The organism is Clostridium tanneri, from assembly GCF_033659955.1.
GTDB lineage: Bacteria > Bacillota > Clostridia > Clostridiales > Clostridiaceae > Clostridium_AM > Clostridium_AM tanneri.
In genome coordinates, this window is sequence record NZ_JARUJP010000010.1 from 1 (window position 1) to 15,603 (window position 15,603).

Below are 15,603 nucleotides of genomic sequence, written 5' to 3' on the forward strand. Positions count from 1 at the left end.
CGGAAAACAGCATACGCCCTTTTACTATTGGTCGTAAGAACTGGCTCTTCAATGGAAGTCCAAAAGGAGCTAGCGCAAGTGCAACAGTCTACAGTATAATTGAGACTTCAAAGGCCAACGGCTTGGATCCGTATAGTTACCTTCAGTTTTTGTTTAAACAACTTCCAGGGGTTCAGTTCGAAGCAAATCCAGAATTCTTAGAGGAATTCCTGCCTTGGGATTCATGGGTACAGGATTCCTGTAAAAAGAATAATTAAATCGAAAAATACGGCCACCTTATCGGATGGCCGTTTCTATTTAGCCCTACACTAGGTAATTTATCGCTTACGAAGAATATACAATAGAACACATATTGCCAGAATCACCTAATGATCAATGGAAAAGTATTTTCAATAATGATTGTGATTATTATAAATATCGGATAGTAAACTATACATTACTAGAGAAGCAAATCAATAATGAGGTAGGAAATGAAACTTTTAATAGTAAGATAGAAGCTTATAGAAGCAGTTCATTCAGGATGACAAAAAAATTAGTGGTTTAAATGAATGGAATATAGCACCAATTGAAAAAAGACAGAAAAGTATGGCGAGTGCAATTGGAAACATATGGAACCTATAATTTGAGAATGTAATGTATTCCAAAAGAATTAAGATTTAGAAGAAATTAATTAATATAATAACACATAAATATTTATGTGTTATTATATTATAAGTTTACTAATGTTAAATATTGATTGTTTAAATATTGGATTAATTGTAGAAATTTTTATTTATTACAACACTTAAAAACATGATTTAGTTATCGGAAAGGTTTGATAATTCATTGTAACACAAACAGTAACTTTAGCTATAACAAATCTATAATATTGCAGATTTCTTTAGAAGATATTTCAGCATTTAAAGATATTCTGATAAAATTATTAGAAAAAATCTTTTTCCCAATAGCCTCAATGACATAAGAAGGTTCCCCAATACTACAAGCAGAACCAGAAGAAATAGCTACATCATTACTTAATTTTTCAATAAGCATTTCATTTATAATCTCAGGAAGTATAACAGGTATCACCCCAGGTATATGATTTTTAGGGTCTCCCAAGAATTCTACATTAGGAAACTTTGCTTTTAACAGCTTTCTTGTTTCTAGCTCAAGTTCAATAATTTTGCTATTATATTCTTTCATCTCACGCTTTGCTATTTCAGCAGCCTTTCCGAAACCAACAATATTATGTACAGCATGAGTTCCAGCTCTATAACCGCCTTCTTGTAATCCGCCGTGAATCAAAGCAGTCATATCTATATTTGGAGTATCTTTCATCTTATTTCTTATATAACATGCTCCAATTCCTTTAGGTCCATAAATTTTATGTGCTGAAAAGGAGAGAAAGTCTACAGGAACTTGCTTAACATCTATGTGTATTTTGCCTAACACTTGTGTGGCATCAGAATGAAAGCGAATATTTTTTTCTCTTGTCAGACTTGAAAGAGATTTTATATCATTTAAGCTTCCTACCTCATTATTGCCCCACATAATAGAAACAAGTATAGTAGTATCTTTTATAGCCTCATCTAAAGACTTATTCTCAACTTGACCGTATTCATTTACATCAAGAAAGGTAACGTCATAACCTCTATCAACTTTTACACTTTTAACTTTTCGTGGCACATATGACTTAGGTTTGTTTTTTTCTTTATTAAGATAAACCTCACCGCTTAAAAATTTACAAGTTTGAAGGATAGATTTGTGTTCAACTTTAGAGGTTATTATATGATTCCCACTATTTTCGTAGTATTTTTTGTAGTCAGCCACACCTTTTATTACAAAATTATTGCTTTCAGATGCACCACTAGTAAATATAAGCTCATCAGGCTTTGAATTAATAAGGGAAGCAAGATTTTCTCTTGCTTCTTCTACAGCTCTTTCAGCATTTTTAGCTAGTGTATAATGTCTGCTAGAAGGGTTTCCAAACTCTTCTTTTAGATAAGGCATCATTGCATCTAAAACCTCTGGATCAATGGGTGTGGTTGCACTGTTATCTAAATATATCATAGAGAAACATCTCCTTTATTAATCAACTTATTTAGGAACTTTTCTAGATTGCCTCCTGCGTACTCATAATTTGAAGCTAGTAATTTTGCACCGCGGTCTATATGTTTTTTTGTATGATTAGGAAAATACTCATCATCGGATAAATGTTTTTCAGCATAGGATTCCATTAAACATTTATAAAGAGCATCCAAATCACCAGTTACAGTAGCGCGTTGAAGTTCCATACCGTTATTGTCACTTTTAAATTCATCAATATCTCCATTTTCTTGTAAGGACAAGGATATAGCAATCTTACATAAAGCAAAAGGCTTTAAGTTACTACTTCCACCTATTTCATCAAATATATCTTTTGTTTTTTTAGAAGTTTTAAGTCTAAATCCCATGTTTACACCTCAAAAAAGTATCCGTCATGTACTTTTGTTTTTCTTTCTTTATCTAAAAATTGTAATAAATATTCATTACATATATAGTTCCTCATTGTAGAATACAATTTCTTATCAATTTCTTCATTAGTAGATAATATAATTACTTGATTACTTACCTTTGGTAAATATTTTGTAGTTAACAAGTCTCTATGAGTTTCATCAATTCTTGCATAAGGAGTGTCTATAACAAAAGGTATTTGAACTCCAGATGATTTGATAAGTGCCCATACAAGACAAAGAATGTAAATTTGCTTTTCACCCTTTGAAAAATCATTTATATTAAACTTGGTTCTTAAAATCAATAATTCAAATCTAAATTTATTTTCAACATTATACAATAACTCTTTTTTATTTTCAGAAGGATAGAATTGTTTTAAGTCTTCAAGGAATCTACTACCATATTTTTTTTCAACATCATCAATACCTAAGTTCTTAAGAAGATTTAGTACTTCTATTGAACTGTATTCTTTGTTAATGTATAGAGTAGTATCAAAGTTAGTTTGTATTTCAATACTATCAATATAGTTATCTTTCCTTATCAATTCCTTAAAAATATAAATAAAGTTATCTTCTATTTCATGTATTTTTTCTTTAGTTAACTCAAATATTATTTCATCTAAAGTTTCTACTAGGTTATTCGTCAGTTTTAATGTTTCACTTCCTTGCAGAGAATGAAGGTAAGCATTTTTAGCTCTTTTCAATTTATATTCAGATGAATTTATCTCTTCTTTTAAATTTTCGATTTCTGATGTTATCTTTTGAATTTGAGACTTTATTTGGCTTATTTTTTCATTTAGTTTTAAATTAGCATCAAGATATTCTTTCAATACATTCTCACTAACGGAAGAACTAATTTTCTCCCTAATAACTTTTAGTTCTTCAGTAATTTCATTTGATCTAGAATATTTCTCATTAATTATATTGCTTAAAGATTTTTTATTATTTAATATATCATCTATTTTTGATAGCACACTTTGTTTATCATCATTTGATAGGTTATGTATAGTTTTAACATTATTCAATCTTCCTGTGTTAAACAATTTGCTAAGTATCAACGATGGTACATTAGATAAATCTAAAGTAGGATCTTTAATAACGTCAGCTTCAATTAGTGAAGATCTTATTATATTTTCATCCAATCTGTTTTTAAAGCTTTTGTAGGTATGAAGAGAATCTTCATCTAAAATTTGATTCTTAATTTTAACTAGTAATTTTTCACTTAAAAGTAAGGGTAGAGTGTCATTACAAAAATCCCTAATAAATTGATATATATTTGTTCTCTCATTTTCTAATGAATTTTGTTTAGAAACCAGTAAATCTCTTTCGCTCTCAAGTAATCCTCCCGAATTTCTAAAGTCTTCATCCAGTTTTGACTTTTGTAAAGTTGTATTTTCTAGATCAGCTTTTGCTTCTTCAAGGTTAAACTCTAAGGATTTAAGTGTACTTTTATTATTAGAAAGTTCTTCATTTGCTAAATTATATTCCATTTCTAAGTCCTTTAGTTTTTCAGAGCTAAGAGATGTACTTCTTTGATATTGTAGCAAATGTCTTTTTAGTATATCTAAAGTATCATAATTACTTAATTTAAGTATTGATTCTTTAAGATGGCTACTAGCACTTCTTCCAATAAAAGCATCAGATAAGTCTTCACCATCAAAAAAGAAGAAGTCAAATAAATTTGGTGGTATAAGCGAAGTTAAGTAATTTTCAAAGTAGTTCTCAGCTTCACCAGTTAATACATTACCATTTTTCTTTACTTCATATGTTTCAACAAGTCTTTTATCTTTAAGGGTCCAATGCCTTATTAGTTCATAAACATTCTCATTAGTTCCTTCAGTTAAAATTATAGTTATACCAACATAAGCGTTCATTGTAGCTTCTTTATAAGCGTTATGATTTATATTGGATTTGATTTTTGCAATGTAGTTTGAATTGTGTCCTTGGTAGCCATAGGTTATGGGGCCATAAATACATAATTTAATAGCTTCAAATAAAGTAGATTTTCCAGCTCCATTTTCGCCACCAATTAGCACAATATTTTTTTCTCCAGAAGGGGAAAATACAAATTTAGTTTCATCTTCATAGGATCTAAAATTCTTAAGTTTAACTTCTTTAATTATCATATTCTACCGCCTCATATATATCTTTATATAAATGTTTTTGATTTAATGTTTTATCAATAGCCTTAATTAAATTTGATTTGTTTGAATAGAATTTTTGCTTATCTGTCTCAACTAATAACTTTACTAATAGATCCTTTGAAATTCCTTTACGTTCACAGATACTATTTATCTTATCTATAGCAACTTCCTCTAAAAGTGGTTTTTTGAAATCATGCCAAGGAAGTTTCTCACTATAAACATCAAAATAAATTTTTGTTAATGTATTTCTTGATAGGTCTTCTTCATCTTCCCATATATCATCAATTGCTTTAAGTTCTTCTTTTGTAATTAGGTCAAATTCAATTCCCTCTTGTTCTTTCATTTCTTTTTCAAGTTCTAGTAATCTTCTTAGAATTATTTGCCTAGCTTGAAAAGTAAAAGGACCATAACCTAGAACATTCACGTATTCACCTTTATCATCTTTAAGAATTTTATTAGTATCTAGCTTATTTAAACCAGGTTCAAGTGGTAATAATTCTAAATATAATTTAAATTTTTCTTTATCTACGAATCTGCCATTTTCATCAAAATATAAACTATCACTTAATATAGGGAAATTTGGGTCTTTATATTTAAAGTTAATAAACTTTTTATTGTCGTTATCAGTATAGATGCTTTCTTGAATAATATTTTTTCTCTCATCAACAGGAATATTGTCTAGATAAACTTTTCTATAATAATGATTTCCATCTCTTCTATATTGAGCTCTATATTCATGTCTATTTCTAATGTTTAAAAGCCATTCTTTAAAATTTAAAAGAGGTTGTAACCAAGTTTCACCTGATTCAATAAATCCAGTTAAAGATTTATCTTTTTGTACAACAGTACAAATCCAGCACCCAAATCGAGAGTTTCCGCAAGAAGGAGTATCAATTTCTCCTTTATTTGATGTTACTGTGAATGGACATTCTCCGCCATCAGAGCCCATATATAGGCTAAATAACTCGTTGTTATTGCCACCCCAAGGACTGACTCCATTATTACGAAGCAGTATACTCCACACTTCATCAGTTGATAAATCTACAATTGGATTATATACATAGGTATTATTAATCGTTGCATGAGGAGTTAACAAGTATCCATCTATTTGTCTGTTTTCTATCCTTATTCTTCTAGCAATACTTTCTGCTTTGCGAACTCCTAGAAGTACGATAACTTCTCCGTTTTCATCTACTTTTTCTTCTATAAATTTATTAGAAGGTTTAATTTTTAATTTTTCAGTACACCATCTAAACCTAATAGAAGTTGGAGTAGGTAGTCCTTTTCCAATAATATTTGCCCAAAAGGAGTTATCATAGTCTGGATGTACCATTTGAGCTTTTATCCTAAGGTTTAAATGTTCTTCGCCGCCCATTTTCGTTATTGAATCAGAATTCATTTTCAAAAATCCTAACATTATTGGATTTTCTATTAAGGTGTCTGATGAAACAACATACACATCTTTATTTATTTGATCTTTAGGTAACCTTTGTAACATCATAAATGCAAGTTGAACAACAGCAGTACTGTCCTTACCACCACTATAGCCTATAACCCAAGGGCGTTTATCATTTTTATATACCATTTCCATCTCATCTAGAATGAGCTGAACTTTTTCATCTAAAGTTAACTTTTCTTCATTATTATTCATAGATTATTTCTCTCTTTCAGTAAATTTGCTACAAAAAATACAAAAAACAATTTAAAAATCGCTATTTAAATTCTAACTCTAATTTCTCTTCATCTTTACTCAATGGAAGGCCAATTTGGGTTTTTATGAGATTGCTAGTTAGCCTTACTCCACGAGAACTCTTAATTATACGTCCACTTTTGCCTATAACACGGTCTTCCCAGTTTTTTAGATTAGATCTGTTCCAGTCAATATCATTAAGCTTTATTAAGTAATTTTCCCAATCGATGATATTGTTTTTTAATAGATAGTTTCCTACAATTCCAAGAGCTTCTAATACTACACCGTTAGAACTGACATAAGTATTTCTGAAAATGTGAGGACTGATTTCCTTATTAAAAACAAATTGCCAGTCTTTCAGATTTTCGCATAGAAAGTTCCAAAAATCATAAACAAAATTTTTATTATTCTCATCATTTGCATTTAACTTAGATAATAGTTTTTTATTCGTTTCGTTCACACTGCTAAGTATAAAAAGTTTAGGGGAGAATTTGGGCAAAGATGTATTCTCCATATCAGTATAATTTTTCAATAAAGCATTAGATTCTATCAAATGTTTTGTAATTAATGCTATTGGATCTCTGGAATCATAAAGGACGCCAAGAGATTTAGAAACATTAATTGCATGTTTATTTAAATCAGCAAAAATTTGTTGACTTCTTTTTAAGTTTTCATCAATAAATAGAACAACTGATATTGTCTCATCACCAAGTTCGGGAGCAGCCTTTAGGGCTTCTTCGATTGCTGCCCTCCTGTGTTGACCGTCATTTATCAACAGCTTACTATCCATAGATATTTTAAGAATACCAATTTCCTTAGTTTTATCATCAGGAAAAGGAGTAAATTCGAAGTTTCCATCTACAGATGAAGTCAGAGATGAAAAAACATAATCTTTTGGGTTACTGATTACATAATTAGCAATTTCTGGAATCCTGCTTCTATTTAGTGTTCTCTGAGCCCTATATTCTGCAGGGAGTTCTTCTTCGTTAAATATAAACAATTTTGAAAGTACACCTAAAGGGCACATTATAACAAAATAATCCCTTTGAGCCTGTTTCCCTTTAATAGCAGGAAAGGTGTAATAAAAGTTTTTTTTCATATGTATCATCCTTACGTGTGTAAAATATAGTTTTATTATATCATTTTACGTGCGTATATACAATGATAAGGGCAGAAACCCAATTAGTATTATAGCATAATAGAACACAAATTCGCAGATGATCTGAAATTTAATTTTATTATTTGTGTTTTATGGATAAATTCTACAGTTAACGAATAATTTGAGAAAATAGTATTTACATTACGCACGTAATGATGTATGATTTGAGTATAACCTATTACGTACGTAATTATTCACTTGTATTAGATAGATATATTATAAATGTCTATAATTATGTATTAAGCATAATAAAGTTATGTTTACTAACTAGAAGCATAAAACAAAAGTTAAATAAATTCGAACGAAGTTAAAAATATAGGCAGGCGGTGATTATTATTTATAAAGCACTTTTAATTGGCATAAATAAATATTTAGACAAAGGAATTAAACCTTTAAACAATGTTGTTAACGATGTTCTAGGAATAGGTAGGGTATTGGGAGTTTCATCAGTAGATTATGGTCAAAGTAATTTAATTGGAACTCAAGCTACAAAGGTCAATGTTATAAAATCATTAAAAGATTTCTTTGGGAATTGTAGCAAAGATGATACTCTTTTTCTTTACTGGGCAGGGCACGGTTCTACAAGCGGAAACGGATGTTTTATAACTTATGATACTAAAATTTATAACATACTTAATACTTCTATTGAAATGGATTATGTAAAAGAACTTATTGAAAATACTAATGCGAAAGCTGTAGTCGTAATGTTTGATTGTTGTTATAGTGGTAACGTTGCTAGAGAGGCTTCAGCCGTTAGGGATACAATGGAAAGAGCATTAAAGGTTAGCGGTAAGGGGAAAGTAGTAATTGCAGCTTGTGATTACTATCAAAAAGCTTATGAACTTGATAAAGAAGCTCATGGAAGATTTACATATCATGTTTTACAGGGACTTGAAGGAAAAGCAGCTGATGAAAAAGGTAATGTTGATATATTTAATCTCTATAAATATATATCAATTGAAATGGAAAAGTATGAAGATGTACAAACTCCAGTTTTTAACGGTATTGTTACATCACCGATTATTTTGAATGTTATTGAAGAGAGAGACTCTGAAAAAACTCATAATATAAATAACTATAAGGAAAATTTAACAGGTGAAGAAGTAATTCAAGATAGTGGAAAGTGGTGTTTATTTAATATTGAAGCCATAAAATATGACAAAGTTATTGAGAAGGATGATTTAATAGAAGTAAGCATAGTAAATCCATTACCAGGGCAAGTTGCTATAATAAGAAATCTCGACACTGTAAATCCCTGGGGCAATAATAATATTAGTTTTACCTTTAAAGAATTGTGTGAGTATGTTAAGGTAGAAAACATTGAGATAAATCATGATAATGATGAGATATATACTATAAAATTGAGAAAAAATAAAAAAGGTTCAAGTTATGGAACCGAATTATCTGTTGGTTTAGGAGGATTTGGAAAATCTATTAGTGCAAAAGAATTAGCAGAGTTAAGAGCAAGACGAATTTTGCTTGGAGAAGAAAAAAATCCAGAGTTTTCCCGTTCTGAATGGAATATGATAAATATGTTTGTATCAAAGAATGGATCAACAGGATTTGAAATTAGCAAACCAATTCTAAGAGACGTTATTAATAAATTCTTAAATAAATCAGTTGAAGATTGGAAACTTATAAGACTATATATGATTTATTATCTTATAATGTCCTATACAGTAGAGTATATTGAAGATTTAAAGCTTTTTGTTTATAGTGGTATCATTAGTAAAGTTGAATTTACAGGTATTAGACACAGAATATATTCAAATGTTGATCCCGAAAAGGTTATAGTAAATGACAGAACTGTCTTCTAGGACAAGTTACTATTGATCACTTATTATTTCCAGTATTCTATCCCTTAAAAGTTTATTATAAATCTTCATCATAAACAATTCCTAATCGCATGTTGTGGTAAACTTCATTTGTTTTGTAATTAATGCTATTTACCCTAATAATAGTATAGCATTTATAACTTTTAGAAGCAAAAATTTATTAATTAATTTTGCCTATATCACCCCTAACTGTATATATACTAAGTGAAAGGGGTTGATAAATATGGCTGCAACAGCAACAAAGCTACAGACTACACTAATAGTAAAATATATAGATGGTGTAGATCCAAAGGGAAAGGAAATAATTAAAAGTCAGAGGTTTTCAAAGGTGAAAACCAATGCTACAGAACAGGCCATTTTCGATGTGGCAAAAGAGGTAGAAAAGCTTATAGGAAAAACCTTAGATGAAATAATAAGGGAAGATGAAAGCGGCATCACAAATGTCTAAGGTTAAAGAGCAGAAAAGGTAGGGAACTGAAATTACAGGACTTCTTCTACTTTAGAAGGAGTCCAAGCTAGGAAACTAAATTATTTTCACGAACTATTCCACCTACAAAGAAGTGAGAGGGTTTATGTCTATTACTATAAATTTTATTAAAAGGGGGAAAAACTATGGCTAAAACACTAGTTATGAATTTTTTAAATGAAGAGGGAAAGAAAACTGCTATAAGAGTTAACAACATAAGAGAAGATATCACAGATCTTGAGGTAAGTGCTGCTATGGACGTAATAATTCAAAAGAACATTTTTTCATCCACTGGTGGAGACTTAAAGTTTAAGGACTCTGCATCAATTACAGACAAAACTTCTTCAGAGTTATCTGTAAAATAGCGGTGAACTACACTACTTATATAAGTTGGTGGTGATCCGGTAAATACTCAAAATTAGAAAGTTAAAGAATGATAAGGCACAGGCTAATTTACAAAAACTGGAATTGGTTTTAAGTAAACTACTGTGCTTTTTTTATACACTACATTAGTAAAGAAGGTGGGTTAAATGAGTAGTGAGTTGTTAAATCTTATAGCAAATGTTGGTTTTCCCATAGCGGTATCTATATATTTGCTAGTTAGGTTGGAAGCAAAGCTGGAAGTTTTAACAGTGAGTATAAATAATTTATCTAACGCTATTAAAAGTAATTAGATGAGAAAAAAATAGAGTTTCTTTGACTTTAAAAAAGAGGAAGTAATATGCTAATTTTCGCAGAGAACTTCCTCTTTTATTATTTCAAGGCTATTTAAATCAATTAACATTACATAAAGATTAGCATTAAGAGATTTAGGTTTATTATTAAGTACCACATTATATTCTTTTTGTGAAGTAACAACAACTGTTATTTTCTCATTTGTTTTAAAAGAATTAAGGGTAAGATGTCCTAAAAAATTCAAAAAAATGTTTTTATTGACTGCCTCCATAAATGCTACATACCATCTGCGGTATGAACCATCCTTAAAATCAACTATTAAGGTGAAAAGGCCTAAGTTCTTACCAGGAGGAGTAATTGACTTTACATTTTCTAGTGAAAATAAATAGGGAGTAAGGGTTTGATGAAACTTTTTTTCTATACTTAGGTTTTTATTGCTGATCTGATCTTTGTTTTCTATGTCATTAATATGGCCAGCAGCTATCATAAAATCCTTATAGGTTACACCATTATGGGCTAGTTGAGATAATTTAGCTATAGTAGCTGGTGAAGGAGGGGTATCTAGTAATTTACGTAATAATCGAGATATGTGGGCAGGACTTAAGCCAACTTCAGAAGCATATCTTGTTATTGACCTATCACCTCTTGCCTTTTCTAATAAATCTGCAAACTCTTGTTTATTAAAAGTCATATTACCACCTTACCTTTATTCCTTATATAAAAAGTTGTCAATTACATTACTATAATTAAATATCTACAATTATCTATAATTATCTATAATTGTAGATAATTATAATTTATTATATCAAGTACATTGCCTGTAGTCAAAGAATGTTCAAATTATAACCTAACAAAAAGTCATTTATAATGAAACTATTTATAATATGGTATTGTTTTGCTAAAAACAGATTGCGTTACATATAGTCAACAAAAACTTGATAAATAAGAAATAATAATATTGACTAAAATTAATAAAAATAATATAATGTTATTGTAATAATATGACATATTTAATCTAATATGGGAGATACGGGAGGGAGTCAATGGAAATGAGAGAGTATATCATATATTTACTGGAGAACTATAATAAAATTTCTTGCGACATAAAACAATTGCAATTCGAGCTAGAAACCTTTCAGAATTTACTTCCAGAAGAAATGATTGAGTCAATGAGCTTTTCATCAAATTTTGAGAGAAAAGCTCATTCCTGTTCATTATCAGATAAAACCAGTACAATTGCTATCATATATGAAAAATTATCTCAAAGAGTAAATAAAGAAGCTGAGGAAGAAATCATAAAAAAAATAAAAGCCTCTAAGTATGAACTAGGAAAACTTGATTACTGTATTGATAGATTAGATCCTAAAATCAAAGATGTTATAAAAGGGTATTACTTAGATAAAAAATCCTGGGGACACTTAAAAGGTGAGTTGTTTATGAGTGATAGTGTACTAAATAGAAATAGAAAAAAAGGTATAGATAAACTTGCAGAGATGTACAGCATAGGGATTTAATTTGCCTGGTAAATATAGTGTTAAAAGTTATCAGGGAACTATTATACATAAGGTTTCGCTAGGGGTGGTACATCTACTCCTTTTTTTAAGTTAAAGGTGAGTAGAAAGGTAGTAAAAGGTTAGTAAGTAGATAGAATTTTAGTTGAAAATTGGTAGTACAACAGGAAAAAAACTATGTTATAATTAAAATGTAAATAGTTTACATAAATTTCAAATAAAGTAATAAATGGTTAGTAAAAACTTAAATATTATCTATAGCTTCTCAAAAATTTTGAGGGCTTTTTTTATTTTTAAGTTTTAGAAAGAGTTTTAGTTAATAAAATTGCTGAATAGATGGGGGGTTTTACAATTAGTGAAATGAGGCTCATAGAAAAAATTCTTTTAGCTAAAACAGGAGACAAAAAAGCTATGGAAGAGATAATAAAAAGCTATACTCCTTTTGTTGTAAAGTCTGCAAGATGTACCTTTGTGAAAGGGTATGATATAGAAGACTTAATTCAAATTGGACAAGTAGCCATAATTAAAGCTGTGAATATGTTTGATGTGACAAAAAGTAGTGCCTTTACTGGATATGTTACCAATGCTATTGCTAGAAGCTTCTACGGTTTAATAAGGGACAACATAAAGGAAAACAGCTGCTGTAGCCTAAATAGTGCAAATGAGGATGGTAACCAATTTATAGTTGCTATACCTGCAGAGGAAAATATAGAAGAGGAACTTTTAAAAAAAGAAGAAAAGCTGCTGCTAGGAAAGGCTTTAGATAAGTTGCCAAAAGAGGATTTAGAGTTAATTAATTGGTTTTATTATGAAAATAAGACTTTGGAAAAGTATGCACAGTTTAAAGGTATATGTTACAGAACTGCTATAAATAGAAAAAGAAAAGTATTAAAAAGACTAAGGTTGAGTTTTAAAGATTAAAAGCTACTATAATTATTAATTTTTACAACAAAACCAATGTGATTGAAATAGTTTTGGGGGGATAAGTATTGAACAGATCGCTTGTAGAGGACAATACGGTAATAATTTTCAATCCTAAATTAGCAAAGCTTATAGGGATGAATGAAGCTATAATCTTAAGCCAAATAAATTATTGGTTAGAAAAAAGTACCAATCTTATTGAAGGCAGAAGGTGGGTATATAATACTTATGAAAATTGGCAGGAACAAATTTATGTTTTATCAGTAAGTAGTATAAGGAAGGCAATAAAAAATCTTGAGTCTATGGGTATTGTGATTTCAGGTAACTTTAATAAGTGCAAGATGGATAAAACAAAGTGGTATACTATAGATTTTGCTTTGATTCAGCAGTTGTATCATAAAGCTTATGGTAATTGTAATAACTCCAGTGTTACAAAAGAGCAGAAGGACTGCTTAAATTTAGTACAGGAAGAGTTAAGTTCTAACAAAGCAATACCAGAGATTACTACAGATAGTATAGAAGAAGAGGAAGAAGGGGTTAAGCAGCCTGAGAAAGTCAGGCCTAGAGGGGAAGATGAAAACAGAATCTTATGTGAAGGCAGAAAAGAGAACTCAGAAGCCTTTAAAAAAGTAGTTGACTACTACAGTGCTAATATAAGGTTTCCTGGTTCTTATGATTTAGAAAAAATACAGTTTCTCTGTGATGAGTTTAAGAATCCAGAGCTTATTATTCTTGCCATAAAGGAATCAGTGGAAAGCAACGTAAGAAATTTAAGGTATGTAGAAAAGATATTATATAACTGGCAGGATAAGGGGGTAAAAACTTTGAGGGAGGCGGAATTAGTTATTAACAACTATAAAAAGAGAAAGGGGGATAAGAAAAATGAAGGACTTAAAGGAATCAATGGGGAAAATAGAGGGGGTAATTCAAAGAGTCCGAAAACAAATAAGGGAAAATGGACAGGCTATAAACCACCAGAACCAAGAATCTTATCAGACACAAATGAAGATGAGCTTATCTAATCATTCTGATATTAACAAAGAGGAATGTCCAGCTTGTGGGGGAGCAGGTTTTGTTATAAAGAAAAGTTCCAAGTATCAAGATACTATAGTTTTTTGCCAGTGTAGAGAAATGGACAAAGCTCTTCTGATATGGAAAAATTCCGGGCTTCAAATGGAGAAAAATACATTGACCTTTGCTAATTATAAGCCCTATAATGAAGTCACAAAAAAAGCAAAAAACACTGCTATTGAGTACTTTAAGCAGTTTAATAGCATTAGAAACACTAGAAAAAACAGCATAGCTTTTCTAGGACAAGTTGGAAGTGGTAAATCCCACTTGACTGTGGCCTTAGGGGTAAATCTCTTATCGAAGGGAATTAAGGTTGTTTATATGTCCTATAGAGATGAAATTTTAAAAATAAAACAAAATATCCTAGATGAAGATTACTATGCCCGTTTTATAGGAAGATACAAAAACTGTGAGGTACTATTGATTGATGATTTGTATAAGGGAAAAATAAATGAGTCAGATATTAACATAATCTTTGAAATAATTAATTATAGGTATATGAATAAATTGCCTATTATTATATCATCGGAATTTAATGCAGAAAGTCTTTTATCCTTTGATGAAGGCGTAGGCAGCAGAATTATTGAGATGTGTAAGAATTATATTGTGCAGATTGAGGGAAAGGAAAATAATTATAGAATATCAAGCTCCATGTGAAAATTATATTGGATTGGCAATAAGAATTTGCAACCCAACCTTGAAAAAATTAAAAAAGCACTGAATGATAGGAAACTTCTATCTTTTAATTATTCTAACCGTGGTGGGCAAAAAAGTAGTCGGAAGGTTGAACCCTATCGGCTGGTGTTAAAAGAATCACACTGGTATTTACAAGGCTACTGCGTTTCCAAGCAGGATTATCGTGTCTTTAAACTTTCTCGTATTTCAACCTTTGAAATTCTTGATGAAATATTTATCCTTGGAGAATTGATAAATATTAGTAATTCATTGCAACACAAAGTCTACTTGTTTGATACCTGATAAAGAGTGATTTCCTTTATTGTATGTATTTTGTTATAATTACGGTAAAGGTAAAGAAAGGTGAATCGGTATGTATGCTAAGAATATACACTACGCAGAAGAAGATTTTGAAAATATTCAGGCTAATTATAATGGTAAAGCTGAATATAGTAACGGATATATTGTATTATCAGCTAATACTTCCATTCAACATAATAAAATAATATCAAGGCTAAATTTTAAACTAATGACGTTTCTTGATAAAAGTAAGTGTGATGTATACACGGAATCTATTGAAGTGATTTTTAGAAATAATGAAGAAGTGTATAAGTTTAAGCCAGATGTATTTGTAATGTGTGAAAAATCTGCTAGGCAAGGTGAAAGTTTCACATCAGCTCCAAAGATTGTATTTGAAGTTATTTCAAAAAGTACCGCAACTCATGACTATATAACAAAGTTAGATGTTTATCAAAGATTTGGTGTCCTTGAATGTAATCTGGTTGAACAAGAAGGGTATATAGTACAATATTCATTAATAGATAATCAATATAAAATAACAAATGTTTTTAAGAACAATGATAACTATATCAGCACGGTTTTTCCAGATATGTCTATAAACCTAGAAGATATATTTAAGTTCTAGGATTGCCTCTTCGCTATAAAATAGGAAGTTGATTCGCTATTTTCCAAGGGTAAAAGATAT

Annotated in this window: 17 protein-coding genes and 1 pseudogene; 12 read left to right on the plus strand and 6 right to left on the minus strand. The window is 29.9% G+C overall.

Translation table 11 applies throughout. The features are described 5' to 3' along the window. Positions 1-257: transposase domain-containing protein (locus P8V03_RS09875; protein ID WP_318798042.1), on the plus strand; the 257-nt coding region annotated here is incomplete at its 5' end. Positions 258-340: 83 nt separating this feature from the next. Next, complete coding sequence (locus P8V03_RS19195) at positions 341-544, plus strand: HNH endonuclease family protein (protein ID WP_428978974.1); 204 nt, start codon at positions 341-343, stop codon at positions 542-544. A 305-nt stretch (positions 545-849) separates the two neighbouring features. On the opposite strand, the gene P8V03_RS09880 is transcribed toward P8V03_RS19195, so the two are convergent. From P8V03_RS09880 to dndB, 5 genes are all read right to left on the minus strand, one after another. Further along, complete coding sequence (locus tag P8V03_RS09880; protein ID WP_318798043.1) at positions 850-2,049, minus strand: cysteine desulfurase family protein; 1,200 nt, start codon at positions 2,047-2,049, stop codon at positions 850-852. Further along, positions 2,046-2,432, minus strand: a complete 387-nt coding sequence (locus P8V03_RS09885) for a DndE family protein (RefSeq protein WP_318798044.1) — start codon at positions 2,430-2,432, stop codon at positions 2,046-2,048. Before P8V03_RS09885 ends, P8V03_RS09880 begins: the two co-directional genes overlap by 4 nt. Positions 2,433-2,434: 2 nt before the next feature. Beyond that, on the minus strand, positions 2,435-4,597 hold the full coding sequence (locus tag P8V03_RS09890; RefSeq protein ID WP_318798045.1) for an AAA family ATPase: 2,163 nt from the start codon (positions 4,595-4,597) through the stop codon (positions 2,435-2,437). After that, positions 4,587-6,266: a DNA phosphorothioation system sulfurtransferase DndC gene (dndC, locus tag P8V03_RS09895; protein WP_318798046.1), complete on the minus strand. Its 1,680-nt coding sequence runs from the start codon at positions 6,264-6,266 to the stop codon at positions 4,587-4,589. Before dndC ends, P8V03_RS09890 begins: the two co-directional genes overlap by 11 nt. Positions 6,267-6,327: 61 nt before the next feature. After that, on the minus strand, positions 6,328-7,404 hold the full coding sequence (dndB, locus tag P8V03_RS09900; RefSeq protein ID WP_318798047.1) for a DNA sulfur modification protein DndB: 1,077 nt from the start codon (positions 7,402-7,404) through the stop codon (positions 6,328-6,330). A 386-nt stretch (positions 7,405-7,790) separates the two neighbouring features. Between dndB and P8V03_RS09905 the strand changes: the two genes are divergently transcribed. The 4 genes from P8V03_RS09905 (at position 7,791) to P8V03_RS09920 (ending at position 10,439) form a co-directional block, all read left to right on the plus strand. Beyond that, positions 7,791-9,281 carry a caspase family protein gene (locus tag P8V03_RS09905; protein WP_318798048.1) on the plus strand — a complete coding sequence of 497 codons (1,491 nt, stop codon included), beginning with the start codon at positions 7,791-7,793 and terminating at the stop codon, positions 9,279-9,281. Between the two features lie 241 nt (positions 9,282-9,522). After that, positions 9,523-9,747, plus strand: coding sequence for a DUF1659 domain-containing protein (locus tag P8V03_RS09910; RefSeq protein ID WP_318798049.1), 225 nt, complete (start codon positions 9,523-9,525; stop codon positions 9,745-9,747). A 164-nt stretch (positions 9,748-9,911) separates the two neighbouring features. Then, positions 9,912-10,130: a DUF2922 domain-containing protein gene (locus tag P8V03_RS09915; protein ID WP_261672638.1), complete on the plus strand. Its 219-nt coding sequence runs from the start codon at positions 9,912-9,914 to the stop codon at positions 10,128-10,130. A gap of 165 nt (positions 10,131-10,295) precedes the next feature. Continuing rightward, complete coding sequence (locus tag P8V03_RS09920) at positions 10,296-10,439, plus strand: YvrJ family protein (protein ID WP_261672639.1); 144 nt, start codon at positions 10,296-10,298, stop codon at positions 10,437-10,439. Between the two features lie 50 nt (positions 10,440-10,489). Here P8V03_RS09920 and P8V03_RS09925 read toward each other — a convergent pair whose 3' ends face one another. Further along, positions 10,490-11,131 (minus strand): helix-turn-helix domain-containing protein, encoded by a 642-nt coding sequence (locus tag P8V03_RS09925; protein WP_318798050.1) that lies wholly within the window; start codon positions 11,129-11,131, stop codon positions 10,490-10,492. A 352-nt stretch (positions 11,132-11,483) separates the two neighbouring features. Here P8V03_RS09925 and P8V03_RS09930 point away from each other — a divergent pair, with 352 nt between their 5' ends. From P8V03_RS09930 to P8V03_RS09955, 6 genes and pseudogenes are all read left to right on the plus strand, one after another. Beyond that, positions 11,484-11,954 carry a hypothetical protein gene (locus P8V03_RS09930; RefSeq protein ID WP_318798051.1) on the plus strand — a complete coding sequence of 157 codons (471 nt, stop codon included), beginning with the start codon at positions 11,484-11,486 and terminating at the stop codon, positions 11,952-11,954. A gap of 357 nt (positions 11,955-12,311) precedes the next feature. Continuing rightward, complete coding sequence (locus P8V03_RS09935; protein WP_318798052.1) at positions 12,312-12,872, plus strand: sigma-70 family RNA polymerase sigma factor; 561 nt, start codon at positions 12,312-12,314, stop codon at positions 12,870-12,872. 68 nt (positions 12,873-12,940) lie between these two features. After that, on the plus strand, positions 12,941-13,894 hold the full coding sequence (locus P8V03_RS09940; protein WP_318798053.1) for a DnaD domain-containing protein: 954 nt from the start codon (positions 12,941-12,943) through the stop codon (positions 13,892-13,894). Beyond that, the gene (locus tag P8V03_RS09945; RefSeq protein ID WP_428978973.1) at positions 13,875-14,600 is read left to right on the plus strand and encodes an ATP-binding protein; all 726 of its coding nucleotides are present in this window, start codon (positions 13,875-13,877) and stop codon (positions 14,598-14,600) included. Before P8V03_RS09940 ends, P8V03_RS09945 begins: the two co-directional genes overlap by 20 nt. A 9-nt stretch (positions 14,601-14,609) precedes the next feature. Then, positions 14,610-14,858: pseudogene (locus P8V03_RS09950) on the plus strand (WYL domain-containing protein); the annotation flags it as partial. Between the two features lie 133 nt (positions 14,859-14,991). After that, entirely contained in the window at positions 14,992-15,543 is a 552-nt protein-coding gene (locus P8V03_RS09955) for a Uma2 family endonuclease (protein ID WP_318798054.1), read from the plus strand. The last annotated feature ends 60 nt before the right edge of the window (positions 15,544-15,603 follow it).

Bases quoted from the DNA above. Each gene is read 5' to 3' on its own strand.
- P8V03_RS09880 (WP_318798043.1), bottom strand. From the start codon at position 2,049: ATGATATATTTAGATAACAGTGCAACCACACCCATTGATCCAGAGGTT.
- P8V03_RS09885 (WP_318798044.1), bottom strand. From the start codon at position 2,432: ATGGGATTTAGACTTAAAACTTCTAAAAAAACAAAAGATATATTTGAT.
- P8V03_RS09890 (WP_318798045.1), bottom strand. From the start codon at position 4,597: ATGATAATTAAAGAAGTTAAACTTAAGAATTTTAGATCCTATGAAGAT.
- dndC (WP_318798046.1), bottom strand. From the start codon at position 6,266: ATGAATAATAATGAAGAAAAGTTAACTTTAGATGAAAAAGTTCAGCTC.
- dndB (WP_318798047.1), bottom strand. From the start codon at position 7,404: ATGAAAAAAAACTTTTATTACACCTTTCCTGCTATTAAAGGGAAACAG.
- P8V03_RS09910 (WP_318798049.1), top strand. From the start codon at position 9,523: ATGGCTGCAACAGCAACAAAGCTACAGACTACACTAATAGTAAAATAT.
- P8V03_RS09915 (WP_261672638.1), top strand. From the start codon at position 9,912: ATGGCTAAAACACTAGTTATGAATTTTTTAAATGAAGAGGGAAAGAAA.
- P8V03_RS09920 (WP_261672639.1), top strand. From the start codon at position 10,296: ATGAGTAGTGAGTTGTTAAATCTTATAGCAAATGTTGGTTTTCCCATA.
- P8V03_RS09925 (WP_318798050.1), bottom strand. From the start codon at position 11,131: ATGACTTTTAATAAACAAGAGTTTGCAGATTTATTAGAAAAGGCAAGA.
- P8V03_RS09930 (WP_318798051.1), top strand. From the start codon at position 11,484: ATGGAAATGAGAGAGTATATCATATATTTACTGGAGAACTATAATAAA.
- P8V03_RS09935 (WP_318798052.1), top strand. From the start codon at position 12,312: ATGAGGCTCATAGAAAAAATTCTTTTAGCTAAAACAGGAGACAAAAAA.
- P8V03_RS09945 (WP_428978973.1), top strand. From the start codon at position 13,875: ATGAAGATGAGCTTATCTAATCATTCTGATATTAACAAAGAGGAATGT.
- P8V03_RS09955 (WP_318798054.1), top strand. From the start codon at position 14,992: ATGTATGCTAAGAATATACACTACGCAGAAGAAGATTTTGAAAATATT.